This is a genomic window from Kribbella sp. (assembly GCF_035655035.1).
Lineage (GTDB): Bacteria > Actinomycetota > Actinomycetes > Propionibacteriales > Kribbellaceae > Kribbella.
Map to the genome: position 1 here is coordinate 1 of NZ_DASRVN010000483.1, position 24,902 is coordinate 24,902.

At 68.1% G+C, this 24,902-nt stretch carries 22 protein-coding genes, 1 tRNA gene and 1 pseudogene; 7 read left to right on the top strand and 17 right to left on the bottom strand.

The annotated features are described in order from the left end of the window. The 3 genes from VFF46_RS26475 to VFF46_RS26485 all read left to right on the top strand — a co-directional run. Positions 1-768 (top strand): MerR family transcriptional regulator (locus tag VFF46_RS26475; protein ID WP_325039928.1); only part of this gene is annotated, 768 nt, incomplete at its 5' end. Between the two features lie 72 nt (positions 769-840). Then, on the top strand, positions 841-1,623 hold the full coding sequence (locus VFF46_RS26480; RefSeq protein WP_325039929.1) for a class I SAM-dependent methyltransferase: 783 nt from the start codon (positions 841-843) through the stop codon (positions 1,621-1,623). After that, positions 1,620-2,666, top strand: coding sequence for an acyltransferase (locus VFF46_RS26485; protein WP_325039930.1), 1,047 nt, complete (start codon positions 1,620-1,622; stop codon positions 2,664-2,666). The genes VFF46_RS26480 and VFF46_RS26485 overlap by 4 nt, the downstream gene beginning before the upstream one ends. On the opposite strand, the gene VFF46_RS26490 is transcribed toward VFF46_RS26485, so the two are convergent. After that, on the bottom strand, positions 2,570-5,266 hold the full coding sequence (locus VFF46_RS26490) for an alpha-(1->3)-arabinofuranosyltransferase domain-containing protein (RefSeq protein WP_325039931.1): 2,697 nt from the start codon (positions 5,264-5,266) through the stop codon (positions 2,570-2,572). The genes VFF46_RS26485 and VFF46_RS26490 overlap by 97 nt on opposite strands. Positions 5,267-5,369: 103 nt before the next feature. Here VFF46_RS26490 and VFF46_RS26495 point away from each other — a divergent pair, with 103 nt between their 5' ends. After that, positions 5,370-6,626, top strand: coding sequence for a polysaccharide biosynthesis protein (locus tag VFF46_RS26495; protein ID WP_325039932.1), 1,257 nt, complete (start codon positions 5,370-5,372; stop codon positions 6,624-6,626). Between the two features lie 19 nt (positions 6,627-6,645). On the opposite strand, the gene VFF46_RS26500 is transcribed toward VFF46_RS26495, so the two are convergent. Genes VFF46_RS26500 through VFF46_RS26510 form a run of 3 tightly spaced genes read right to left on the bottom strand, consistent with a single transcriptional unit; the run spans position 6,646 to position 10,281 of the window. Next, a complete protein-coding gene (locus VFF46_RS26500; RefSeq protein ID WP_325039933.1) occupies positions 6,646-7,617 on the bottom strand; it encodes an ABC transporter permease in 972 nt (323 codons plus the stop codon). A gap of 4 nt (positions 7,618-7,621) precedes the next feature. Beyond that, positions 7,622-8,524, bottom strand: coding sequence for a carbohydrate ABC transporter permease (locus VFF46_RS26505; protein WP_325039934.1), 903 nt, complete (start codon positions 8,522-8,524; stop codon positions 7,622-7,624). Continuing rightward, entirely contained in the window at positions 8,521-10,281 is a 1,761-nt protein-coding gene (locus VFF46_RS26510; RefSeq protein ID WP_325039935.1) for an extracellular solute-binding protein, read from the bottom strand. Before VFF46_RS26510 ends, VFF46_RS26505 begins: the two co-directional genes overlap by 4 nt. Positions 10,282-10,526: 245 nt before the next feature. On the opposite strand from VFF46_RS26510, the gene VFF46_RS26515 reads away from it, so the two are divergent. Beyond that, positions 10,527-11,006 carry an NUDIX domain-containing protein gene (locus VFF46_RS26515; RefSeq protein ID WP_325039936.1) on the top strand — a complete coding sequence of 160 codons (480 nt, stop codon included), beginning with the start codon at positions 10,527-10,529 and terminating at the stop codon, positions 11,004-11,006. Here the strand turns inward: VFF46_RS26515 and VFF46_RS26520 are convergent. Both VFF46_RS26520 and polA read right to left on the bottom strand, forming a co-directional pair. Beyond that, positions 10,990-11,835, bottom strand: a complete 846-nt coding sequence (locus VFF46_RS26520; RefSeq protein WP_325039937.1) for a hypothetical protein — start codon at positions 11,833-11,835, stop codon at positions 10,990-10,992. The two genes, VFF46_RS26515 and VFF46_RS26520, sit on opposite strands and share 17 nt — an antisense overlap. 3 nt (positions 11,836-11,838) lie before the next feature. Next, complete coding sequence (gene polA, locus VFF46_RS26525; protein WP_325039938.1) at positions 11,839-14,568, bottom strand: DNA polymerase I; 2,730 nt, start codon at positions 14,566-14,568, stop codon at positions 11,839-11,841. 47 nt (positions 14,569-14,615) lie between these two features. Between polA and VFF46_RS26530 the strand changes: the two genes are divergently transcribed. Further along, the gene (locus VFF46_RS26530) at positions 14,616-15,044 is read left to right on the top strand and encodes a hotdog fold thioesterase (protein WP_325039939.1); all 429 of its coding nucleotides are present in this window, start codon (positions 14,616-14,618) and stop codon (positions 15,042-15,044) included. Here VFF46_RS26530 and VFF46_RS26535 read toward each other — a convergent pair. Beyond that, a complete protein-coding gene (locus VFF46_RS26535) occupies positions 15,007-15,597 on the bottom strand; it encodes a GNAT family N-acetyltransferase (RefSeq protein ID WP_325039940.1) in 591 nt (196 codons plus the stop codon). The two genes, VFF46_RS26530 and VFF46_RS26535, sit on opposite strands and share 38 nt — an antisense overlap. 108 nt (positions 15,598-15,705) lie before the next feature. Here VFF46_RS26535 and VFF46_RS26540 point away from each other — a divergent pair, with 108 nt between their 5' ends. Then, positions 15,706-16,464 (top strand): DUF554 domain-containing protein, encoded by a 759-nt coding sequence (locus tag VFF46_RS26540; protein WP_325039941.1) that lies wholly within the window; start codon positions 15,706-15,708, stop codon positions 16,462-16,464. 16 nt (positions 16,465-16,480) lie between these two features. Here the strand turns inward: VFF46_RS26540 and VFF46_RS26545 are convergent, their stop codons facing one another. The 10 genes and pseudogenes from VFF46_RS26545 to VFF46_RS26585 all read right to left on the bottom strand — a co-directional run. Then, positions 16,481-17,197 carry an ABC transporter ATP-binding protein gene (locus VFF46_RS26545; RefSeq protein WP_325039942.1) on the bottom strand — a complete coding sequence of 239 codons (717 nt, stop codon included), beginning with the start codon at positions 17,195-17,197 and terminating at the stop codon, positions 16,481-16,483. Between the two features lie 115 nt (positions 17,198-17,312). Then, positions 17,313-18,284, bottom strand: a complete 972-nt coding sequence (locus tag VFF46_RS26550) for an ABC transporter ATP-binding protein (protein WP_325039943.1) — start codon at positions 18,282-18,284, stop codon at positions 17,313-17,315. Beyond that, positions 18,281-19,996, bottom strand: a complete 1,716-nt coding sequence (locus tag VFF46_RS26555) for a branched-chain amino acid ABC transporter permease (RefSeq protein WP_325039944.1) — start codon at positions 19,994-19,996, stop codon at positions 18,281-18,283. The genes VFF46_RS26550 and VFF46_RS26555 overlap by 4 nt, the downstream gene beginning before the upstream one ends. Then, a complete protein-coding gene (locus tag VFF46_RS26560; protein ID WP_414673094.1) occupies positions 19,993-20,697 on the bottom strand; it encodes a branched-chain amino acid ABC transporter permease in 705 nt (234 codons plus the stop codon). Before VFF46_RS26560 ends, VFF46_RS26555 begins: the two co-directional genes overlap by 4 nt. A gap of 270 nt (positions 20,698-20,967) precedes the next feature. Further along, positions 20,968-21,309 (bottom strand): annotated as a pseudogene (locus VFF46_RS40560) (branched-chain amino acid ABC transporter permease); the annotation flags it as partial. 84 nt (positions 21,310-21,393) lie between these two features. Next, on the bottom strand, positions 21,394-22,623 hold the full coding sequence (locus VFF46_RS26565; RefSeq protein WP_325039946.1) for a branched-chain amino acid ABC transporter substrate-binding protein: 1,230 nt from the start codon (positions 22,621-22,623) through the stop codon (positions 21,394-21,396). Positions 22,624-22,981: 358 nt separating this feature from the next. Next, positions 22,982-23,569: an ANTAR domain-containing response regulator gene (locus VFF46_RS26570; protein WP_325039947.1), complete on the bottom strand. Its 588-nt coding sequence runs from the start codon at positions 23,567-23,569 to the stop codon at positions 22,982-22,984. Positions 23,570-23,584: 15 nt separating this feature from the next. Beyond that, positions 23,585-24,154: a transcriptional regulator gene (locus VFF46_RS26575; protein ID WP_325039948.1), complete on the bottom strand. Its 570-nt coding sequence runs from the start codon at positions 24,152-24,154 to the stop codon at positions 23,585-23,587. A 233-nt stretch (positions 24,155-24,387) separates the two neighbouring features. Next, positions 24,388-24,470: transfer RNA gene (locus tag VFF46_RS26580), tRNA-Leu, on the bottom strand. Positions 24,471-24,616: 146 nt separating this feature from the next. Beyond that, the coding region (locus VFF46_RS26585; protein ID WP_325039949.1) for a pyruvate kinase alpha/beta domain-containing protein at positions 24,617-24,902 on the bottom strand (286 nt) is incomplete at its 5' end.

A 24,902-nucleotide genomic window follows, 5' to 3' on the forward strand; every position in this document is an offset into this window, starting at 1 on the left:
ATGTCGACGGAAGGAGCAGGTGGGATGGCGTGGTCGATCGCGGAGGTGGCCCGGTCCTCGGGTGTTACCTCGCGCACGCTCCGGCACTACCACGCGATCGGCCTGCTGGTTCCGGCCCGGGTCGCGGCCAACGGCCGGCGGTACTACGAGCAGGAGCAGCTGTTGCGGTTGCAGCAGATCCTCCTGCTCCGGGACCTCGGACTGAGTCTGGACGTGGTGGGCGAGGTACTGGCGCACCGCGACGGGCAGGACGCGATCGAGGTGCTCGCAAAGCACAAGGAGTGGCTGGTGCGGGAGCAACTGCGTCTTGGCCAGCTGGTCCGGACCGTCGACGCCACCATCGACAAGCTGACGAAAGGAGGAGAGATGTCACCGGAGAAGGTGTTCGAAGGCTTCGAGCACAACCCGTACGAGGCCGAGGCGCGTGAGCGCTGGGGCGACGCCGCGGTGGACGCGAGCCGGCAGCGGATGCGCGGCTGGACCGAAGCAGACGCTGAGAAGGCCCGCACCGGCTACCCGCGGGTCCACGAAGGCCTGGCCGCGCTCAAGGCGGAAGGAGTCGCAGTGACCGAGCCGAACGTGCAGGAGCTGATCCAGCTGCATTACGAGATCACCTGCCTGTTCTCGACGCCGACACGCGAGGCGTACAAGGCACTCGGGCAGATGCACGTCGACGACGAACGGTTCCGCCAGAACATCGGCGAAGACGTGGTCGAGTACCTGCGCGACGCAATGGCCGTGTACGCCGATCGCAACCTGAAGGACTGATCCAAGGCCTCGGAGGCTGCAGACTCCGAGGTCCCCTAGGCTTGGGCGGTGGTCGAGCCCTCCAGGATTGAGTTGACCGAGGCGGAGGCCTCGCGGGCCAGTCGTGCCTATTGGAATCAGGTTGCCGACGAGTACCTGGCGGAGCATGGGGACTTCCTCGGGGAGGACCGGTTCGTCTGGTCCCCGGAAGGGGTCGACGAGGCGGACGCGCGGTTGCTCGGGCCGGTGCGTGGCCGCAGGGTGCTGGAGGTCGGTTGCGGTGCCGCGCAGTGCTCGCGCTGGCTGGTCACGCAGGGCGCCGACGTGGTGGCGTTCGACATCTCGGTCGAGCAGTTGCGGATCGCGAAGACGCTCGACGAGCGCACCGGCACCGCGGTCCGTACAGTCGCCGCGGACGCCGTCGCGCTCCCCTACCGGGATGCGGCGTTCGACATCGTCTGCTCGGCGTTCGGCGCGCTTCCGTTCGTGACCGACGTCGGTACGGCGTTCCGCGAGATCGCCCGGGTACTGCGGCCGGGCGGGCTGCTGGTGTTCTCGGTGACGCACCCGTTCCGCTGGACGATGCCCGACGACCCCTCGGCGGCCGGTCTCCGGATCACCCACTCGTACTTCGACCGCACGCCGTACGTCGAGCTCGACGACTCCGGTACGCCGGTGTACGCCGAGCACCACCGCACTACCGGCGACTGGATCCGCGAGCTCACCGGCGCGGGCTTCGTCGTCGACGACCTGCTCGAACCGGAATGGCCGGCCGGCCATGACCTGATCTGGGGCGGCTGGGGCCCGGTCCGCGGCCCGCTGGTCCCGGGTACCGCGATCTGGGCTGCGCACAAGAAAGAGGCGCACAAGCCATGAGAGACACCCGGTTCCCGGCAGTCGACGGCCTGCGCGTGATCGCCGCGCTCGCGGTAGTGGTCTCGCAGGTCGGCCTGCACACGCACGCACCGCTCGCCGGAGTGGTGTCGCGGCTGGACATCGGCTGGGCGATCTTCTGCGCGCTGTCCGGCTTCCTCTTGTACCGGCCGCACGTACTGGCGTGGTTCTCGGGCACCCTGCCGCCACTGACACTGCCCTACCTCCGCAACCGAGCCCTGCGCATCCTCCCGGCGCTCCTGGTCGCAGTACTGCTGTCCATAGCGTTCGTCCCGCACCCCGCGACGACGTACCTGCGCTGGGCCGCGCTGACACCGCTTCCGTTCTACCTGGTCCTGCCTGGTCTCGGCCGGCTGCTGACCGGGTACGAACGTCCTACCCGGCGCAGTGTGCGCTGGCGACTCCTCGTCCTGGTCGCCTTGACCGTCCTCGGACCAGTCTGGATGGCTGCCGTAACAGCCACCGACCGCCCGCAGGCAGGACTGTGGCTACCCGGCTACCTCGGCTGGTACGCCGTCGGCATGGGCCTGGCCCTGTGGCAGGTCGCCCGCGCCACCGGACGCCTCGGCCCGTCGACCCTCGACACCCTGACCAGGGTCCCCGGCACGCTCTGGGGTATCGCCGCAGCACTCCTGCTGATCGCAGCGACCCCGATAGCCGGCCCGTATGATCACTCGACGCCCACACCAGCGCAGGCGTTGCTGAAGAGCCTGCTCTACACAGTGGTCGTGGCCTGCGTGCTCTTCCCGGTCCTGACACCAAGCGCGCGGACGGTCCGCGTTCTTGGCGGTCGACACGCACAGATCGCCGCCAACCTCTCGTACGGCGTCGTCGTGTACCAGTTCGTCGTGCAAGGGCTGCTGCATGGACCGTTCGCCGTACAGCTCCCTGTGACGTTGCTGGGTGCTGTAGCGCTCGCAGCAATCAGCTACCGCCTGCTGGAGCGCCCCGTCTTGGGAAAGAAGACCCCAACAGCCAACACGGAGAGCAGCGCGACCAGCCCCAGCAGTAGCGCCGCACGGTAGGTCCTGTCCGGCATGAACCGGGCCGTGACCACCTGCTCCTGCCCCGCCGGCAACAGCCAGCCCTGCTGCCACCCACCAACGCGGATCGGTGTCAGCTTCTGACCGCTGCCGTCGTACGCTTCCCAGCCCTCGTTGTAGTTCTGCGCCACCACCAGCACAGACTGCTCGTCCGCACCCGGCACCTCGACCGTGAGCTCGGTCGGGTTCGGACGCCAGACGTCGACGCCCTGGACCGGCTGAGCCTTCACGTCACCGAGCCCGGCCTTCGCCAGCGTGGTCTCGATCGGTACCAGCCCGCCGTTCGCCTGCACCTCCACCTGGTGCTGCCCCGAGCGCAGCGGGACCGCCGACAGCGAGCCACACAGGCTGAACGGCACCGGCTGCCGCAGGAGCAACTGCTGCATCGTCGCCGCGACCTGTGTCCGCATCGGTACGCCGTCCACCCGTACAGACGGCCCGTTACCGCAGTACGCCGGGACATGCCGCCGTGGATCGACCGCCTGGCGCAGCTCGTCCGCGCCGAGCACCTCGACCTCGGAGACGCCCACCGGGCTGGTCTGGGCATCCTGCAGCGGCTTGGTCGCGGTGAAGTCGATCTTGACGGTCCGCGTGTGCCGGGTCGCGAACCGTACGTACCCGGCAGCGTCGACCGTGGCGTTGACCGGCGCGCTGTTGTCGAAGTGCACCGTCACCTCGGCGGGCCGCGACCCGTTCAGGTAGGCGTCCGCCTGGAACCGCAGCCCGTGCACGTCCCGCGCGGTCGGCAACGTCAGCGTCAGACTCGGCCGCGGGTCGTCCGACGCCGCCAGCCACCCCGTCCCGGTCGAGCGGTCGACCGCTGCACCGGGGCGGCCCTCCGGCGCGGTGACCCCCCTCGACGACGCGGTCGCGGTGATCGCACCCGGCACCGTGAGCAGCTGCTCGAGCGTGTCGCCGTCCTTCGCCAGCGCGGTTCCGCGCAGTTCGTACGACGCGGCCTCCGGGATGTGGATCGCCCGGGACAGCCCGTTCGGCTCGGCGGACGCCTTCGCCTGGTCGGGGCTGCACAGCGCCCGCGCGCCCAGGTGCAGGCAGGCGGATCGCCCGATCTGCTTGTTCCGCAGTACGACCGCACTCGGCTGCTGGTCGGGCTGCTGGTCGAGCTGCTGCCCGTCGGTCTCGACCAGCGGCAGCCCGTCGACCTTGCCCCTCGCATCGGCCCGCAGTACGGCAGCCCCCTGGCCGCCCAGCGCGGTCACCACCGTCGGTACGTCGTCAGCGCTGCCGCCGACCGCGACCAGCCGGGACTGCGGGACCAGCCGACCGGGGCTGGTGGCGCCGACGTCGTAGATCTCCACGCTCGGGTACGGCAGCCGGGTCTCCCCGGCGGGACCGAAGTACGCGACCCGCCCGATACCGGCGTCGGCCAGGCTCTCGTGGATCGCGAGCGCCGGCGTACCGTCCGGCAGATCGTTGCGCACGACAACGTAGCGGATGCCGTCCCGGGTCAGCTCCTGCCGCAGCGTCTGGTCGCCGACGCCGGAGCCCACACGGCTCCACAGGTCGTCGGTGAGCCCGGCCAGCGGCCGCTCCACCAGCGCGGCCAGCGGCTCGTTGGACCTCGACAGCACGAGCACGCTGCCGGGTGCGGACTGGCCGTCAAGCCACTGTGCCGCCTGCTCCCAGTGCTTCGGGATCGCTGCGAACGCGCCGGCAGGCTGCGTCAGCATCACAGGCAGAGCGGCGGCCGCTGCGAAGCTGGTGATCAGGACAGGTACGACGCGGCGGTTGATGCCACGTGACACGGACAGGGCGGTCAGCCGCGGCAAGTAGTGCGCTAGAGCGAGCGCGAGCGGCAGTCCGACGACAGCACCCGCAACCGGCAACCACCGCAGGCCCGGCGGCGCAGCGCCATACCGGATCAGCATCAGCAGCGGTACGAGCCACCAGATCGACGCAGCAACCACGAAACCGAGCCAGACGAGCGTGAGCTTCACCCGTGCTCGCCGCAGCAACCAGACTGCGGGCAGGACGAGCACGGCCGCGCTCCCGGCCGGACTGGCGCCGCCGATCAGTGCGAACGCGACAGCCGACCAGCTGGCGCGCCACAAGCCCGAGCGGACACGTGGTGAGACCAGGGGCAGCAGTACCCACGGAGCCATGGCCATCGGCCACACCTCGATCGGGAGCTCACCGAACGCCCGTGGCACCAGCGCGTACAGCAGCCCGACGGCGAAGCGTGTCCAGGGCACGCCGTACTGCAGGATGTTGCAGAGCTTCCAGATACCGAGGAAGGCGACGCACAGCACCAACGACCACCAGAGGCGCTGGATGATCCAGTCCGGCACCGACAGCGCGTCCAGCACCCAGTGGAACGGCCCCATCGGTAGCAGGTAGCCGTACGCGTCGCTCTGCAACTGGCCGAAGGCAGTGTGCGGATCCCACAGGTGCATCGCCCGCGAGAGCAAGCCGCCCGGTCCGGCGGTCAGCTCGAGCTTCCGGTCCGGGACGACGAGCCCCGGAGCGTGCTGGAAGCAGAGGGCGACCAGCGCCAGGCAGGCGAGAACGAGCCGTGCCCGCCACACGACCTGCTCCGAGTCCGCCGTCTTCAGCCTCCCCACCGGCGGGACATTAACGGATCCGGCGGCTGCGCAGTGGCATCGTTGCCGTACCGTGAGGTCCGGCAAATCTCACATCAGCATCAACCGAGCCGAGGCAGCACGCATGACTTCTGGCACCACCCCGGCGCCGCAACCGCAGGCTCCCCGCACGAGCTTCCTGCGCAGTGCCACGGTCGTCGCCGTCGCCATGGCGATCATGAACGTGGCGGCGTACGGCTTCACGCTGATCGGGTCCCGGCGGCTGATGCCGGAACAGTTCGGCGCGATCACCGCCCTGCTCGGCCTGCTGCTGATCGGCAATGTCGCGTCCCTCGGCCTGCAGGCCACCGGCGCCCGGCAGCTCGCCACCCACACCGGGGACGGCGCGGCGACGCTCGCCGACGCGATGCTCCGGGCGGGCCGCCGGTCCGCGGCCGGGCTGACCGTCCTCTGCCTGCTGCTGACGCCGGTGTTCATGTGGCTGCTGCACGTCGACTCGGTCGTCGCGATCCTGTTGCTGGCGCCGACGCTCGGCGGCCTCACGCTGATGGGCTCGCAGCTCGGTATCCTGCAGGGCAGCCACCGCTGGACGGAGCTCGCCGCCGTCTACACCTCGGCGGGTATCGGCCGGCTGGTCCTCGGCGGCGGCGCGCTGCTGATCCACCCGTCGCTCGACTGGGCCATGGTCGGCCTCGCCGTCGGCGCCGCGCTGCCCGCGGTGCTCGGCCAGTTCTTCCTCCGCGGGTCGACCGGCGCCACCGGCAACGACGTCAAGGCGGTACTGCGGGAGACCGTGCACGGCACGCACACCCTGCTCGCGTTCTTCGCGCTGGCGAACGCCGACGTACTGTTCGCCCGCGCGCTCCTCGACGAGAAGGACAGCGGGTACTACGCCGCCGGGCTGATCATCGCGAAGGCGTGCCTGTTCCTGCCGCAGTTCGTGATCGTGCTGGTGTTCCCCTCGCTGGCCAACTCCCCCGGCGACACGGTCCGGCTGCGACGGGCGATCTTCGCGGTCGCCGGACTCGGCGCCTGCGCGGTGGCCGGTACGCTGATCCTGCCCGGGATCGTGGTCGAGGTGATCGGCGGCAAGGAGAAGTACGCCCCGCTCGGCCCGTACACCTGGCTGTTCGCGGTCGCCGGATCGGCGTACGCCGTCCTCCAGCTCGTCGTGTACGCCGCGATCGCCCAGCAGGAGAAACGCGCCGCGCTGGTGATCTGGGCCGGCCTGATCGTGCTCGCGGTCGCCGCCGGGATCGTCCTCGGCACCGGGACCGCCGGCGGGCTGACGGGCGTGAAGGTGCTGGCCGCGATGACCAGCACCTGCGCGCTCCTGCTGTCCGGCGCCCTCGCCACCGGACTGCACCGCCAGTCGACCTAGCTCGCCACAGGCCGGCCACTCACCAAAGACTGCTCCGTGCGAACCGCCGAGCAAAGGTGTTCGCGAGCACCAGCAGCACCAGGCCGATCACCGACCGGAACAGCCCGATCGCGGTCGCATAACTGAACTGCGGCACCGCCGACGCCAGCCCGATCTTGTACACGTACGTGTCGATCACCTCGGCCACGTCCAGGTTCAGGTTGTTCTGCATCAGCAGCACCTTCTCGAACCCGACCGAGAGGATCGAGCCGATGTTCAGGATCAGCAGGATCACCGCCACCGGCACGATCGCCGGCAGGTCGATGTGCCACATCCGCCGTACCCGGGACGCCCCGTCCACGATCGCCGCCTCGTGCAGTTCCGGCGGCACGCTGGTCAGCGCGGCCAGGTAGATGATCGCCGAGAAGCCCATCGTCTGCCACGCCCCGGACCAGACGTACAGGTGCCGGAACAGACCGGAATCGCCCATGAAGTCGACCGGCCCCAGCCCGAAGAGCCCGAGCAGCTGGTTCGCCACGCCGGTGTTCGGGTTGGTCAGGACGACCAGCAGACCGACGACGACCACCGTCGAGATGAAGTGCGGCGCGTACGTGATCAGCTGCGCCGACCGGCTGAACCACTTCTTCCGGACCGTGTTCAGGCAGAGCGCGAGGATGATCGGCAACGGGAACGTCGCGAGCAACTCGTACACGTGCAGGAACACCGTGTTCCGGATCAGCCGCCAGAACTGGTACGAGTCGACGAACCGCTCGAAGTGCTTCAGGCCGACCCAGGGGCTGCCCCAGATCCCGGAGACCACGTTGTAGTCCTTGAACGCGATGATCACGCCGTACATCGGCCAGTACGCGAAGACCGCCAGCCAGATCAGCGGCACCGCGAGCATCGCGTACAGCTGCCAGTTCCGGCGCATCCGCAGACCGAGGCCGACCGTGGGCTTCGCCGTCCGGTCCCGCTTGTGCGTCGCCGCCCGCGCGGCGTTCAGAACAGTCATGCGGTCATCCCTTCAGGGAGCCGATCATGGCTCCCTTGACGAAGTGCTTCTGCACGAACGGGTAGACGAGCAGCGGCGGGATCATCGCGATCACGATCAGCGAGTACTTCAGCTGCTGCTGCAGTTCCTTCAGCTGGACGAGCTTGCTGGTGTCCGGCATCTGCGACGGGTCGATCTTCGACTGGATCAGGATCTGGCGCAGGATCACCTGCAACGGGAACAGGTGCTCGTTGGTCAGGTAGATCAGCGCGTTGAAGAACGAGTTCCACTGGCCGACCGCGTAGAACAGCAGGTTCACCGCGATGATCGGTTTGCTCAGCGGCAGCACGATCCGCCAGAAGAACCCGAAGTCGCTGCAGCCGTCGACCTTGCCGGCCTCCACCAGCTCCTCGGGGATCGTCACCATGAAGTACGTCCGGGTGATGATCACGTTCCAGACCGCGAGCGCGGCCGGCAGGATGATCGCCCACCGGGTGTTCAGCAGCCCGAGCTTGTCGACCACCAGGTACGTCGGGATCAGTCCGCCGCTGAACATCATCGTGAACACGAACGCCGCCATGATCAGGCCCTTGCCCGGCAGGCCCTTCCTGGACAGCGGGTACGCCGCGAGCAGCGTGAGGACCGTCGCCACCACCGCGCCGACGACCGCGTAGTACACGGAGTTGCCGAAGCCGCTGACGATCGACTTGTAGTCGAAGATCGCCTTGTACGCGTCCAGGGTGAACCCGACGGGCCACAGCCACACCTCGCCCGCCGCGACCTTCTTCGTGTTGCTGACCGACGCGCTGAGCACGTAGATGATCGGGTAGAGGACCGCGACACAGAACAGCCCGAGCGCCGTGTAGATGCAGGCCGAGACGATCTTGTCGGCGCGCGTGTCCTGGACCGGCGCGCTGGCGCTGCTCATGAGTTGTACGTCTCGTAGGCGGCCTGCTGCAGGTCGAGGTACGGCTTCACGCCGATCTTCGCGACCCGGTCCTTGTAGTCGTTCCACGCGCCGTCGTCGTTCGGGTCGAGCTGCCCGGTGACGAACCGGGACATCGACTGGGAGACCTCGTTCTTCAGGTTGGTCTTCAGCTCCGACTCCTGCGCCGCCTGGTCCTGGTCGAGCGTGACCGGCGGGAACTGCATCTCCTGCGGCTGCTTGTACGGGAAGTAACTGTCGACGGTCTGCTGGTACAGCGGCTTCTCGAAGGTCAAGTCCTTCGGGTTCACCCGCTCGGCGAGCCGGAAGTCCTGCGACCGGTACATCGGGTTGTCCTGGCTCCAGCTCAGGTTCTTCGCGGTGTTCCAGGTCGCGTCGAACCCGTAGATCGCCTGCTTACCGTTGATCCCCAGCTCGCCCTTCTTCGCCCACTGGAACTGCGGGCCGCCGTACCCACGCAGGATCGCCTCGAGCTCCAGCTGCGCGTCCGCCCACATCACCAGCAGCTCCGGCTTCGCGCACTTCTTGGTGATCACGAGCTTGGCCACCTCGATGCCGACGCCCAGGTAGTTCCAGGCGGCGTACCGGACCTTGTTCGGGCCCTCCAGCGGCGGGATCGCCTGGTACTTGCGCCAGCGCGCGTTCGGGTCCTTCTGGTCGATGTCGACGAACCCGCCCCAGTAGTACGACCGGGCGCCACCGATGATCGGCCTGCCCGGGGAGTTCCCGTAGCGATCCATCTGGTCCTGGTCGGCGGTGAACACGTCCTTGTTGATCAGGCCCTCGCCGTACAGGCCGTGCAGGTACTTGAGACCCTCGCGCCACTCGTCCTTGTCGAACGTGACGTCGACCTTCCCGTCCTTCACCACCAGCCACGGGTCGCCGGGGTTGTAGAGGAACGCGTTCATGAAGTACGAGTCCAGCGCCGCGTCCTTGTAGCCCGCGAACGGGATCGTCTTGCCGTTGCCGCCGAGGTCGGCCTTCTTGAACGCGCGCAGCACCTCGCGGAACTCGTCGGTGGTCTTCGGGATGTCCAGGCCGACCTGTTGCAGCCAGTCGGTGTTCAGGAACGTCCGGCCGTTGCTGGCCCGGCAGTGGTAGCAGTCGTTGATGTTCGGGAACGAGTAGATCTTCTTGTCCGGCGCCTGCACCAGCTTGCGGGTGTCCGGGTAGTCCTTCATCGCCTGCTGCAGGTTCAGCGCGTACGCGTCGATGTACTGGCCGACGTCGGTGAACAGGCCCTGCTGGCCGTACAGGTACAGCTGCGAGCGGGTGAAGCTGACGCCCATGAACGCGTCGGGGATGTCGCCGGCCGCGATCATCGCGTTGACCTTGGTCATCAGGTCGTCGGGCGTCCCACCGACCTGGTCCCATTCGATGTGGATGTTGGTCTTCTGCTCCAGCCACTTGGTGAAGGCGTTGGTCTTCCAGTCCCCGATCGTCACGTCCTGCGGTACGACGATCTTGAACGTCACCTTCTCGCTGGTCAGCGGCTTCAGCGCGCGGGCGACCGGGCCGACGTACCCCTCCGGGTACTGCACGGTCGCCAGCTTCGGGCCGAGCGTGACGCTCGGCACCACGTCACCCGCACCCGCCCCGGCTTTGCCTGCGCTGCCGGCGCTGCCACCGCCGCTGCAGGCGCTGAGCAGGCCGCCGGTGGCGGTCGCCGCGGTGAGCCCGAGGGCGCCGGACAGCAGTGACCGACGGCTGACTCCCGGGCGTGCGTGATCGTTCGACATGGTTCCTCCAAGGCGGCTGGGTCGGAACAAAGACGAAATATCCGATAGCAATATCCAATAGGATCTCGGATCTTGCCCGGGAGAATGACATAGAAAATGAGTTGACGGAAGAGGTCGCCGGGCACTGACCGGGATCGGATGATCACTGTCGGTATCTTGCGGGTAAGCGTTTACTGTTTGCCGTTCCGGACTCAACTTTCTTGCGTCAAGAAACCCCTACCCCGGTGGGTCGCTAGGGTCGGGGTATGCCGACGCCGAAGTTCATCCTCGACCTGCGCGAGAAGATCGGGCACGACCTGCTCTGGCTGACCGGGCTGAGCGCGGTGGTGCTGAACGGCGACGGCGACGTACTGCTGGTCAAGCGGGCCGACAACGGGCGCTGGAGCCTGATCGGCGGCATTCTCGAGCCGGGCGAGGAGCCCGCGGTCGCCGTGGTGCGAGAGATCCAGGAGGAGACCGCGGTCGAGGCCCGGGTCGACCGGCTGCTCAGCATCGAGGCCACTCCCCCGGCCGCCTACCCGAACGGCGACCGCGTCCAGTTCCTCGACCTCTGTTTCAGCTGCCACCCGCTCGGCGGCGAGGCCCGCGTCAACGACGACGAGTCCACCGACGTCCGCTGGTGGCCACTCGACGCCCTCCCCGACCTGACGCCCCGCGAACACCTGTGCCTCCAGCGCGCCCTCTCCCCCGCCGAGCAGCCGGTCTACGTCACCGCCGCAGACTGACCTGCAGGTCGCGCAGCCAGCGCTCGCTGATCGCCGGCTCCTGCGTCAACAGCTCCGCGAGCCGCCGCCGTACCTTCGGCGTCCGCGCCGCCGCGACCACCTTCACCGCCTCGGCCAGCGCCATCCGCGTCTTCTCGTCCCGCCCCGGATCCGCCACCTCCGGATCCGTCCACCGGGTACGGCGGAACGAGGCGGCCGTCTTGTACTGGTAGTCGCCGAAGTACGACCAGAGCCGCGCATCCAGCGAAACGTTCCGGATCGCCGACGCCGGCAACTCCGCCGCGAACCCGGCATGCTGCTGCCACCGCCAGGTCTTCGGGCTGGTCTTCGTCCGGGCCGTGATCCCGACGAACCGCAACTGCCGGCGGATCACGTCCCACTGCGCGTGCTCGTCGTCGCTCCACCGGCGCAGGACGGCGTACAGGTTCTCGAACGTCGAGCCCTCGTGGACCAGATCGACGAACACCGTCGGCCGGCCGCGCATCAGCTCTGCCGGGCCGAGGCCGGCCGCGGTCAGGTTCGTCCGTAGTTGCCGGAGCTCGGCGGGGGTCAGCGCGCTGCCGTCGCGCTGGTACAGCGACAACGGCAGCGGGTGCAGCCGCGAGCTCCAGTCCGTGTCGGCCAGCGCGCCGCTCAGCAGATCGAACAGGCTGTCCACCGAGCGGCCGACGAAGTACAACTCACCGTCCCCGCACTGCCCCAGGACCCGCGCCGCGCAGCGGGTCAGGTCCTCGAGGAAGAACGGCTCCCAGATCTGTACGTCGTCCAGCAGCGAGCCGAGGTTGTCCGGCCGGATCAGGTCCCACCGGAACGGCCGGTTCGGTTCCATGCGCTAGTGGGCGGCCTCGTGCCAGGTGCGGCCGACGCCGACCGAGACGTCCAGCGGGACGGCCATGTCGACGGCGTGGCCCATGTCGTGGCGGACCAGCTGCTCCAGGGCCTCGCGCTCGCCCGGGGCGATCTCGAAGACCAGTTCGTCGTGGACCTGGAGCAGCATGCGGGACTTCAGGCCTGACGAGCGCAGGGACGCGTCGACCTTGAGCATCGCCATCTTGATCACGTCCGCGGCCGAACCCTGGATCGGGGCATTCAGCGCCATCCGCTCGGCCATCTCACGGCGCTGACGGTTGTCGCTGGTCAGATCCGGCAGGTAGCGCCGGCGGCCGAGGATCGTCTCGGTGTACCCGGTCTTGCCCGCGTCGATGACGATCGACCGCAGGTAGTCCCGGACGCCGCCGAAGCCCTCGAAGTACTCGTCCATCAGGCCCTTGGCCTCGTCGACGCCGATCTTCAGCTGCTGACTCAGCCCGTACGCCGACAGGCCGTACGCGAGGCCGTAGTTCATCGCCTTGATCTTCGCGCGCTGCTCCTGGGTCACCTCGCCCGGCTCGACCGAGAACACCCGGGACGCGGTCACCGAGTGGAAGTCCATCCCGGAGTTGAACGCGTCGATCAGGCCCTGGTCCTTCGACACGTGCGCCATGATCCGCATCTCGATCTGGCTGTAGTCCGCCGACATCAGCGACTCGTTGCCCTCGCCGACCACGAACGCCTGCCGGATCCGGCGGCCCTCCTCGGTGCGGATCGGGATGTTCTGCAGGTTCGGCTCGGTGGAGCTGAGCCGGCCGGTGGCCGCGATCGTCTGGTTGAACGTGGTGTGGATCCGGCCGTCGCGCGGGCTGATCGTCTTCAGCAGGCCCTCGACCGTCTGTCGCAGCCGGGTCGCGTCCCGGTGCGCCAGCAGGTACGCCAGGAACGGGTGCTCGGTCTTCTCGAACAGCGCCTGCAGCGAGTCCGCGTCCGTGGTGTACCCGGTCTTGGTGCGCTTGGTCTTCGGCATCTGCAGCTCGTCGAACAGCACCACCTGCAACTGCTTCGGCGAGCCGAGGTTGATCTCCTTGCCGATCACCTCGTACGCCGACGCGGCCGCCTCGCGTACGCCGGTGGCGAACCGCTCCTCGAGCTGCTCCAGGTACGGCCGATCGACCGCGATCCCGTCCCGCTCCATGCCCGCGATCACCTGGATCAGCGGCAGCTCGACGTCCGCGAGCAGCGCCGTACCGGCCTGCTTCTCGAGCTCGGCGTCCAGCGTGTCGGCGAGGTCCGCGATCGCGCGGGCGCGCAGCATCGTGTGGTCCGCGGCCGGGCCGCCCTCGACGTCGTCGAAGCTCAGCTGCCCGTTGTCGGCCTCCTCGTTGCGCAGCTCGCGCTTCAGGTACCGCACGGTGAGGTCAGCAAGGTCGTACGCCCGCTGGTCCGGGCGGACCAGGTACGCACTGAGCTGGGTGTCCGAGCTCAGCCCGCCGAGCGTCCAGCCGCGCTCGAGGAAGCCGAGCAGCGGACCGTTCACGTCGTGCAGCGCCTTCGGCATCGCCGGGTCGGCGAGCCAGGCCTTCCAGGCCTCCTCGTCGTCCGGGGTCAGCGCCTCCGGGTCGAACCAGGCCGCCGCGCCCGTCGGGTTCGCCAGCGCGAGCCCGGTGATCTGGCCGGTGCCGCCGCCCCAGCTGCCCTGCACCGCGACGCCGACCCGCTCGCCGCCGCTGACGTGCTCCTTCAGCCAGGCCGCCAGCTCGCCCGGCTTCAGCTGGACGCCGTCCAGGTCGAAACCGTGGTCGACGGTCGCGTCTACCTCCTCGTGCTCGGCCACCAGCCGCTCGCGCAGCACCCGGAACTCCAGGCTGTCGAACAGCGTGTGCACCTTGTCCCGGTCCCAGGGGACCCGGGCCAGGTCGTCGACCGTCACGTCGAGGGTCAGGTCCCGGACCAGCTCGTTGATCTGCCGGTTCCGGATCACGTCGGCGAGGTGCTCGCGCAGCGACTCGCCGGCCTTGCCCTTGATCTCGTTCACCCGGTCGACCACGTCGTTCAGCGAACCGAACTGGTTCAGCCACTTGGCGGCCGTCTTCGGCCCGACGCCCGGGACGCCGGGCAGGTTGTCGCTCTGCTCCCCGACCAGCGCGGCCAGGTCCGGATACAGCCGGGGGCCGACGCCGTACTTCTCCTCGATCGCGGCCGGGTCCATCCGGGCGATCTCGGACACGCCGCGCTTCGGGTACAGCACCGTGACGTTCTCGTTGATCAGCTGGAACGAGTCCCGGTCACCGCTGCTGATCAGCACCTCGAAACCCTGCTCGCCGGCCTGCGTCGCGAGCGTCGCGATGATGTCGTCGGCCTCCCAGCCGTCGATCTCCGTGGTCGGGATCCGGAGCGCCTCCAGCACCTCCTTGACCAGCGAGATCTGGCCGCTGAACTCGTCCGGCGACTTCGACCGGCCGGCCTTGTACTCCGCGTACTGCTCGGTGCGGAAGGTCTTGCGGGACACGTCGAACGCGACGCAGATGTGGGTGGGCTGCTCGTCGCGGAGCATGTTGATCAGCATCGAGGTGAACCCGTACACCGCGTTGGTGTGCTGCCCGGTGGTGGTGGAGAAGTTCTCCACCGGGAGCGCGTAGAACGCCCGGTACGCCAGCGAGTGCCCGTCCAGCAGCAGGATCCGCGGTCGGCCGGTCGCCGGGGTCGCGGGGTCCTTGATCGTCGTCGTCGCATCAGTTTCTGGAGCCACACACCGACTCTAGTGGGTCCCACGGACAGTTCTGACACACTGCTGCAGTGACAGACAGGACAGATGAATCGAACCTCGGACCGGGCATGAACCTGGACGGCACCCTCCTGCAGACGATGGGAATCGTTGTCAGCGAGGCAACCGTGGACCGGGTCGTCGCGACCATGCCGGTCAAGGGCAACACCCAGCCGTACGGCCTGCTGCACGGCGGCGCGTCCTGCGTCCTGGCCGAGAGCCTCGGGTCGATCGGCTCCGCGCTGCACGCGGCGACGTACGGGAAGGTCGCGGTCGGCGTCGACATCAACGCCACCCATCACCGGGCGGTGCGTGACGGAGTGGTGACCGGGGTCGCGACGCCGGTCTACCTCGGCCGTACGACGACGTCGTACGAAGTGGTCATCACCGACGAGCGGGACAAGCGGGTCTGCACCGCGCGGATCACTTGCCAGCTGATTCCGGCGCCACCCGGGAGCTGACCGCGCGGCGGGCGAACGCGGAGCGTCGCGAGGACAGCAGGGCGAGCAGGTTCGGCGCGTGCTCCGCGGCCAGCCGGCGGCGGACGGTCAGCGTGTTCGCGAACCGCAGTACGCCGGCCTGACCGAGACCGAGGCGGGCCAGGAACCGGTTCGCCTCGCGGGCGATCGCGGGCGCGACCACGGCCAGGTGCGCACAGCTCTCGTACTCCGCCCAGGCGACCGCCTCCGCGATCAGCGCCTTGCCCAGGCCGTGCCGGCGGGCCGCGTCGCTGACGTGCAGGTACTCGACGGTGACCGTGCTGTCGTCGTGCAGCGGGCTGATCGCGGTCCGGCGCAGGTACGCCATCCCGTGCACCTCGCCGTCCAGCTCGACCACCAGCAGCCGGCCGGCCGGGTCGTCCAGATGCTTGCTGACGGCAACCTCCGCGGCGGCCGCGGACGGCGGCGCGGGGAGCCGGGACGGCAGCCCGGCGGCGGTGCTGAGCTCGCGCCACAGCGTGACCAGGGCACTCGCGTCCCCCGGCTGCGCGTCCCTCACCTCGACGGCTGCCACCACAGCGACCTCCCGGTCCGGTCCACCCCCGAGGTGAACAGACGGGCCGATACGCTCGTCCTCGCGCAACAGTAGGCCCTCGGGGGTCACATGCAAAGCTGACCACAGATGTCCGGAGGGACCAGGGTGTTCATCGGAATCGGGACCGTCGTGAATGTCGCGACGGTGCTCGTCGGTTCGGTACTCGGCGTGCTCGTCGGCCACCGGCTCAGTCACCGGACCAGGGACCTGGTCACCGACGCGATCGGCTTGGTCACGCTGCTGATCGCGATCTCCTCGGCACTCACCGTCGGCCAGAAGGCGCTCAGCGACGCGGTCGGTAGCAGCGCGCCGGTGCTGATCGTGCTCGGCGCGATGCTGATCGGCGGGATCATCGGCTCGCTGCTGCGGATCGAGCAGCGGCTGGAGGGGTTCGGCGCCTGGATGCAGCACCGGTTCGACCGCGGCGAGGGTGAGGGCAAGTTCGTCGAAGGGTTCGTGTCCGCATCGATGGTGTTCTGCGTCGGCCCACTGACCTTCCTCGGGGCGCTCTCCGACGGTCTCGGCCGCGGCGCGGACCAGTTGTTCCTGAAGGCAGTACTGGACGGCTTCACCAGCATCGCCTTCGCGGCGTCCTTCGGCTGGGGGGTCGCGGCGTCGGCACTCGTCGTACTCGTGGTGCAAGGCTCGATGACGGCGATAGGAGCGGTACTCGGCGACGTACTGCCCGACGCTCATGTGACCGCGCTCGGCGCCACTGGCGGTGTGATGCTGATCGGCGTCGCTCTCAGGTTGCTGAAGATCAAGCAGGTGGCAGTCGCCGACCTGTTGCCCGCGCTGATCGTCGCCCCGCTGCTGGTCCAGTTGCTCGTCGTGATCCGCAACTGAACCAGCAGCGTCGGCGTCAGTCCTCGCCCAGATAGGCCTTCCGGACCGAGTCGTTCACCAGCAGGTCCCGGCCGGTGCCGGACAGCACGATCTTCCCGACCTCGAGCACGTACCCGAAGTCGGCCCGCTTCAGCGCCGCCTGCGCGTTCTGCTCGACGAGCAGGATCGTCGTACCTTGCTTCTGCAGCTCGGTCACCGTGGACATGATCCGCTTCATCATCAGCGGCGACAGGCCCATCGACGGCTCGTCCAGCATCAGCAGCTTCGGCCGGCTCATCATCGCCCGGCCCATCGCGAGCATCTGCTGCTCACCACCGGAGAACGTCCCGGCCGGCTGCTTGCGGCGCTCCCCGAGGATCGGGAAGAGGTCGTACGCCGCCTGCAGATCGGTGCGCACTCCCGACGGGTCCTTGCGGGAGAACGCCCCGAGCATCAGGTTCTCCTCGACCGACAGCCGCGGGAAGATCCGCCGCCCCTCGGGCGAGTGCGCCAGGCCGCGGGTAACGATGTCGTGCGCCGCCACGTGGTCGATCCGCTCACCCTGGAACCAGATCTCCCCCGACGTCGGCCGGAGCAGGCCCGAGATCGTCTTCAGCGTGGTGGTCTTGCCGGCGCCGTTGGTGCCGATCAGCGACACCACCTGCCCCTGCTCCACGCTGAAGCTGATCTTCTTCACCGCGACGATCTTGCCGTAGGCAACTTCCAGGTCCTTGACCTCGAGCATCCCGGTCATGGGGCCTCCCTGTCTGGACTGAGGAGTGGAGGGAGCGAAGCGACTGGAACGACGAGGGAAGACAGGGAGCAACAGCCCCATGACCCGCCGCGACGGAGTCGCGGCATCAGTACAGTCATGGGGCCTCCTCTGCCGGTACGTCGTCCTGCGGGCGCTCGTCCTCGTCGTCCTCGCCGGTGCCGATGTACGCCTCGATCACCCGCGGGTCGGACTGCACCTCGTCGGGCGTGCCCTCGATCAGGGCCTCGCCCTGGACCAGGCAGAGCACCCGGTCGCAGAGGTTGAAGATGAACCGCATGTCGTGCTCGATCACCACCACCGCCAGCCCGGCGTCCCGGATCTTGAAGATCAGGTCACTGGCCTGCCGGGTCTCCTGCGGGTTCATACCGGCCGTCGGCTCGTCCAGCAGGATGAGCTTCGGGTCGGTGGCCAGCGCCCGGGCGATCTCGAGCCGGCGCTGGTCGCCGTACGGCATGTTCCGGGCCAGGTGCTCGGCGGACTTGCCGAGACCGACGAAGTCCAGCAGTTCCTGCGCCCGCAGCCGGGTGGCCGCCTCCTCGTGCCGGAACTTCGGCCCGTGCAGCACCGAGGTGAGCGCGCCCGCGCTGGTCCGGCAGTACCGGCCGACCATCACGTTCTCCAGCGCGGTCATGTTCGCGAACAGCCGGATGTTCTGGAACGTCCGTGCCATCCCGGCCCGGACCACCGCCCGCGGCTTCGGCGGCAGCGGCGCCAGCGGACCCGGCACCGGCGGGGTCAGCCCCGGGTTCGTCTCGACCAGCGGCATGTCCTTCATGCCGCCCCCTCGCATCCGGGTCGGCAGGAACCGCATCGGCCTCTTCTGCGGCGGCGAGGCAGCGAACCGGACCTGGCCGCTGGTCGGCCGGTAGAGGCCGGTGAGGCAGTTGAAGAACGTCGTCTTGCCGGCCCCGTTCGGGCCGATCAGGCCGACGATCTCGCCCTGCCGGACGCTCAGGTTCACGTTGTTCACGGCCAGCAGACCGCCGAACCGCATCGTCACACCGGTTGCCTCGAGTACCGTGTCGCCGGTCGTCGCCGGCCGGTCCACGTCCTGGACGGTGGTCATTTCGCCTCCCCGGTGACGAGCTGTTCCTCTTCGATCTCGGTGGCCAGTTCCTCGTCCTCCTCGTGGAACTCCAACTGCCTTCGTCTGCTCGCGACCAGGCCCTCGGGCCGGAACCGCATCATCAGCACCAGCAGCAGACCGAACATCAGCAGCCGGTACTCCGAGAAGAACCGCAGCTTCTCCGGCAGCAGCTTCAGGATCGTTGCACCCAGCAACACACCGGCGATGGTGCCCATACCGCCCAGCACGATCGCGGCCAGCAGGAACGCCGACTCGATGAACTGGTACTGGTCCGGGCTGACCGCGGCGTCCTGGTGGGCCTTGATGGTGCCGGCCAGACCGGCCAGGAACGCGCCGACCGCGAACGCGAGCAGCTTCAGCCCGAACACGTTCACGCCCATCGCCTCGGCGGCCTTCTCGTCCTCCCGGATCGCCACCCAGCCGCGCCCGATCCGGCTGTTGTTCAGCCGCGCGAAGATCAGGATCACGACACCGATCAGGATCAGCAACAGGAAGTAGTAGTTCGAGAACCGTCCGAGGTCGATCCCGGCGACGGTGTGATCCTTGCCGAAGTCGAAACTGCCGATCTTCAGGTCCGGAATACCGGGGATGCCGTTCGGGCCGTTGGTCAGGTTCGGGCCGTTGTTGCCGTCCAGGTTGCCCATCGTGAACCGGAAGATCTCACCGAAGCCGAGCGTGACGATCGCCAGGTAGTCGCCGGAGACCCGCAGCGTCGGCGTACCGATGATCAGGCCGAGCGTCGCGGACACCGCCGCGCCGACCAGCATCACCACCAGGAACGGCGGCTTCCAGCCGACCGTCGCGAACGCCGAGTTCGACAGTACGGCGGCCGTGTACGAACCGGCGCCGAGGAACGCGATGTACCCGAGGTCCAGCAGGCCGGCCAGGCCGACCACGATGTTCAGGCCCATCGCGGTGGCGCTGAAGATCAGCACCTGGTTCGCGATCGACATGTTCGCGTCCGACCCGTTCTGGGTGAACGGGAACAGGAACGCGACCACGAACGCGGCCAGCGTCAGCACCCGCTTGCGGCGCTGCGCGACGTGCCCGATCCAGGTCAGCGCACCGGTACGGAACAGCGTCACCGCGACGATCGCGACGAACACCAGGCAGAGGATGAACGACCACGCGTCCTGCAGGCCGAGCGCGTACGCCGCGGCGTACAGGATCGCGCCCATCAGCACCGCGATCGACAGGATCTCGGCCCAGCCCGGCAGCCGGGCCTCGCTCATGTCCCGCAACTGCCGCAACGGCAGCATCCAGCCCGACACCGCGAGCAACAGCGCGCCGACCAGCGACACGTAGCCGCCCGGATTCACGTTGATCAGGCCGCCGGCCTGGGTGGTGATCGCGATCACGATCAGCACCATGTAGAGCGCCAGACCGGTACCGAGCATCCGCAACCCCAGCGTGGCGTCCAGCCATGCACCGAGCTTGGTCAACGGGCCTTTCTCGGCCAGCAGCAGCACGAGCGACAGCAGCGCGCCGATGATCGTGAGGATCTGCAGGCCGCCCGGGTAGAAGTCGATCGACAGGTCGTTCAGGATCTGGCCGTTGTAGCTCCAGGACAGGAACGAGCCGATGATCACCAGCGCCGCGCCGACGAGCCCGAGCGGCCACGCGAGCGGGTTGGCCGGCTTCGCCACCGGAGCCTGGGGCGCCATGTTCGCAGGCGTTTTCACGTCGGTCATGCCCGGTCCACCACCCTCGCGCCGAGCAGGCCCTGCGGCCTGAAGACCAGAACCAGAATCAGGATCACGAACGCCCAGACGTCCTTCCAGGTGCTACCGCCGAACTGGCCCGGGATGTACTGCGTGGCCATCGCCTCGACCACCCCGAGCACCAGACCACCGACGACCGCGCCGTAGACGTTGCCGATACCGCCCAGGACCGCGGCGGTGAACGCCTTCAGACCGGCCAGGAAGCCCATCCGGAAGTCGATGTTGTTGTTCTGCAGGCCCTGCGAGACACCCGCGATCGCCGCGAGCACCGCACCGAGGGCGAAGGCGACCACGATGATCCGGTCCACGTTGATGCCCATCAGGCGCGCGGTGTCCGGGTCCTGCGAGACGGCCTGCATACCGCGGCCCAGCCGGGTCCGGTTGATGAAGAACCACAGCAGGACGGCGCAGACCACGAGCGCCGCGACCGTGAAGATCGCGGACCGCTGGATCGTCACACCGCCGACCTGCAGCGCCTTGCCGGTCACCACGTCGAGCTGCGGGAACGGGATACGTGCCTTCGCGCTCGGCCAGTTGACCTTGTTGAGGACGGCCTTGAAGAAGATCCAGCCGACCTCCGCGACGACCGCTGCCACCACGGCCGCGACAGCCACGGTGCGGACGTCGATCCGTACCCGCGCGTGCTGCTTGCACGCCAGGCCGGCGAGCATGCCCACGCCCGTACCGATGACGGCACCGCCGACGATCGCCGCCGCGACGTACAGCGCGGCGAGATCGGTGCTGATCAGCAGTACGACGATCCACGCCGCCACCGCGCCGCCCCCACCGCCGAGCAGCGGGGCCCGGTCGTACCACTTGGTGACCGGGTTGTCCAGGTTCTCCTTCGTCTGCCGGTTGCCGGCGACGTAGCCGGCCGCGATCGCCAGACCGGCGAACACCGCCACGGTCCACGCCGGGCGCTCGTAGAACAGCCGGATGAACTCCTGCAGGAACACCGAGATACCGATCGCGGTGATCAGCGGTGCGAGTCGTGGCGCGTTCCGCAGGGGACGGTACGCGACACGCTCCATCAGCACCGCGGTACTGACCGACGCGATCATCGCGCCGACGATCATCACCGGCAGGATCCACACGCTGGTCTGACCGTTGAAGAACAACAGGTACGTCGTCAGCGCGCCGAACGCGCCGATCATGAACACCTCGCCGTGGGCGAAGTTGATGAGCTGCACGATGCCGTACACGACCGTGTATCCGACCGCGATCAGGGCGTACAGCGAGCCCAAGGTCAACCCGTTGACGAGTTGCTGGAAGAACTGGTCCACGTCGACCTCCCATCTGCCTCGGTTGTGACATGCCAGGGGGGTGGGAGGATCACTCCCACCCCCCTGACATGAGGTCGACCCTGCTTACTTGTCCTCGAACGCCTTGGTCTCGACGGTGGTCCACTTGCCACCGGCAACCTTGTAGACGGTCAGCACCTTCGAGGTGGTGTCGCCGTACTGGTCGAACGCCACCTTCCCGGTGACGCCGTCGAAGGAGACCTTGCTCATGGCATCGATCGTCGCCTGCCGCGCGGACTCGACGTCCTTGGCGTCCTTCAGCGAGGTCTTCAGCGCGTCGATGATCGCGTTCGCCGCGTCGAACGAGTAGCCGCCGTACGCCGCGTAGGGCTCCTTGAAGCCGGCCGCGTTGTAGTCCGAGACGAACTTCTTCGCCGAGGCCAGCGCCTCGACCGGGGCGCCGACGGAGGTGGCCAGGTCGTTGTCGCTGGTCTTGCCGGCCAGGGTGATGTACTTCGGGTCGTAGATGCCGTCGCCGCCCATCAGCGGGACGTTCAGGCCGGCGGCCTTCGCCTGCTGCGACAGCGGACCGGCCTGCGGGTACTCACCGCCGTAGTAGATGGCCTGCGGGTTCGACGGCTTGATCGCGGACAGCGCGGCCTGGTAGTTCGAGTCGTCCGGGTTGATCGTCTGGGCCGCGACGACCGTGCCGCCCAGCTTCTTGAACTCCTGGGTGAAGGTGCCGACCAGGCCCTGGCCGTAGGCCTTCTTGTCGTGGATCGTGGCGACCTTGGTGATCTTCGCGGTCTCGTACAGGTACCGGGCCGCGAACGGGCCCTGGACCGCGTCCGTGGTGCAGGTCCGGAAGTACGTCGGGTACGGCCGCTTCGGGCTGGTCTGCCAGTTGGCGCCCTGGGTCAGGCCCGGGCCGGTGTTGGCCGGCGAGACCTGGACGATGTTCTTCGCCGCGAGAACCGGCTGCACCTGCTGGCTGGTGCTGGTGTTCAGGGTGCCGACGACACCGACCACGTTGTTGTCGCTGGCGAGCGCGGTGGCGGCGTTCTTGCCGGTGTCCGGCTTCGCCTCGTCGTCCTTGGCCTCGACCTCGAGCTTCCAGCCCGGGATCGCGTTGGAGTCGTTGGCCTGCTTCACGGCGAGTTCGACGGAGTGCTGGATACCCAGACCCAGGGCCGACAAGTCTCCGGACAGCGGCGCGATAACGCCGATCTTCGCGGTCTTGGTCGAGCCTCCGGAGCCCCCGCCAGAGTTGTTGCCACTGCGTGAGCCGCAGGCAGTCAGGGCCAACGACGCAACGATCAGCGTCGCGCCGACCCGTACTACGGAACGCTGGTGCACTGTTCCTCCAATGTCTGGATAGTCCCAGCGAACCGGGACTCTCGCGCATTTGCCGCGAGCATCCGCAGGTTAGACCCGGGGATGGTTCCAAGCGAACAGCGCACTGCCTGTGTTGTGAGGTCGTTACCCCGGTAAGTATCGTCCGATCACCTGGATACTGACCCCGCAGGTGTGGCAGTGACATACGGTCAGCAAACGGTCTGCCTCGGTGAGATTCGGCGCGGGTCAACCGGGCTGACCGCCACGGTTCGTCACGATTGCGCCGCCGGGTTCACCTCACGGTCACGACACGCCGTAGGAGAACCCCGTCGTACCGCTGTCGTGCTGCTGCCGTGCTGCTGTCGTGCTGCTGCCGTGCTCAGGAATCGCCGGCCTCGTTGACCACCAGTTCGGCCACCTGGCGCATCGAGACCCGCTTGTCCATCGCGGTCTTCTGGATCCACCGGAACGAGTCCGGCTCGGACAGCCCGAACTTGGTCTGCAGGATCGACTTCGCCCGGTCCACCAGCTTCCGGGTCTCCAGCCGCTCGGCGAGGTCCGCGACCTCCCGCTCCAGCTCGGCGAGCTCGACGTACCGGGAGGCGGCGATCTCGATCGCGGGCAGCAGGTCGGCCTTGGAGAACGGCTTCACCAGGTACGCCATCGCGCCCGCGTCCCGGGCCCGCTCGACCAGCTCCCGCTGCGAGAACGCGGTCAGCATCAGCACCGGCGCGATCCGCTCCCCCGCGATCTTCTCCGCCGCGCTCAGCCCGTCCAGCTTCGGCATCTTCACGTCGAGGATCACCAGATCCGGCTTCTGTTCGATCGCCAGCCGGATCGCCTCCTCCCCGTCCCCCGCCTGCCCGACGACGTCATACCCCTCTTCCGCGAGCATCTCAGCCAGATCCATCCGAATCAGAGCCTCGTCCTCAGCGATCACCACACGCTTAGCAGTCACACCCGACACCTTATCGACCCCACCTCACGACTTCGGCCCCACAAACCCATCCAGCGCCATGACAGCTTCCTTCCGGCTGACCGCGATCGCATTGGCCCGCGGCTGCCGCCAAGCAATCCCCAACTGATCCAGTGCATCCGTCAGGATCTTCCGGATGTCCTCCGACTCGTTGGAGAACATGTACCGCACGTAGTAGTACCGCCGGCCGTCCGGCTTGCTAGCCCAGTTCACGAACCGGCACCCGTCCGAGTGGAACAGCCCCCGCACCAACTGTTCGGGGTACGCGGCAACAATCTCCCGCTGCCACCCCACCAACTCGATCTTCCGCAGATGCTTCCGCCCCGGCCCGTGCTGCGGGAACAGACACGGCCAATGCTTCCACCGCGCCTCCGTCAGTACGACACCCGCGCGACGACGCGGACAAGGTCTCGCGGTCGGTTTGACCAGCTGGATGGTCTCGAAGATCTCCTGATTGAGATCGGGATACCCCTCGTCGTTGGCGATCTGCAACGTGAACACCCCACGTCGAGCCCGCGCGATCGACCCGTCCCCCAGATACCACCCCAGCAACAACGCGTACGCCGCCTCATCCAAGTCGGCCCCGTCACACCGCGGACAGGGCGTCCCCTGGAACCCGGTCCCCCGCGGCAACCCACGCCGCTGATACAGCCGCCGCCACCGCCGAATCGTCTTGACGGCAACACCATGGATCTCAGCGTTCGTCTTGTCAGCAACCCCGTTGTCCGACATCCGCAGCGCAGAGTCCACCGTCTCCTGCGACCTGAAGTGAGGCATGCCACATGTTCGCGTCGCCCACCGACAGTTTGTGCCGGGTGTGGGATTCGAACCCACACGCTCTTGCGAGCAACGGATTTTGAGTCCGCAGTGTCTGCCATTCCACCAACCCGGCAAGGCCGCAGAAGAACTGTACCGGTTGGGCGGCCGGATCCACGCATCGGCCCTGCGACACCACGCCTCACGTGCTCGAGGCCGGCAGTCAGTCGACCGCCGGCCTCGGCAACATCACCATCTCTGTCCTTGCGACCGCTCTTCGCCCTACGGGTTGGGGCTGCGGTAGGCGGGGGCTATGCCTTCTATGGCGTCGCCCATGCGGTGGACTCGGAGGGCGTTGGTGGAGCCGGGGATGCTGGGTGGGGAGCCGGCGACGATGACTACCAGGTCGCCCTTTTCGAGGATGCCTAGTTCGAGGAGGCGCTGGTCGACCTGGCGGACCATTTCGTCGGTGTGTTCGACGGTGGGGACGATGTGGGTGGTGATGCCCCAGACCACGCTCAGCCAGGAGCTGACCGACGGGACCGGGGTGAAGGCCAGCAGCGGGACC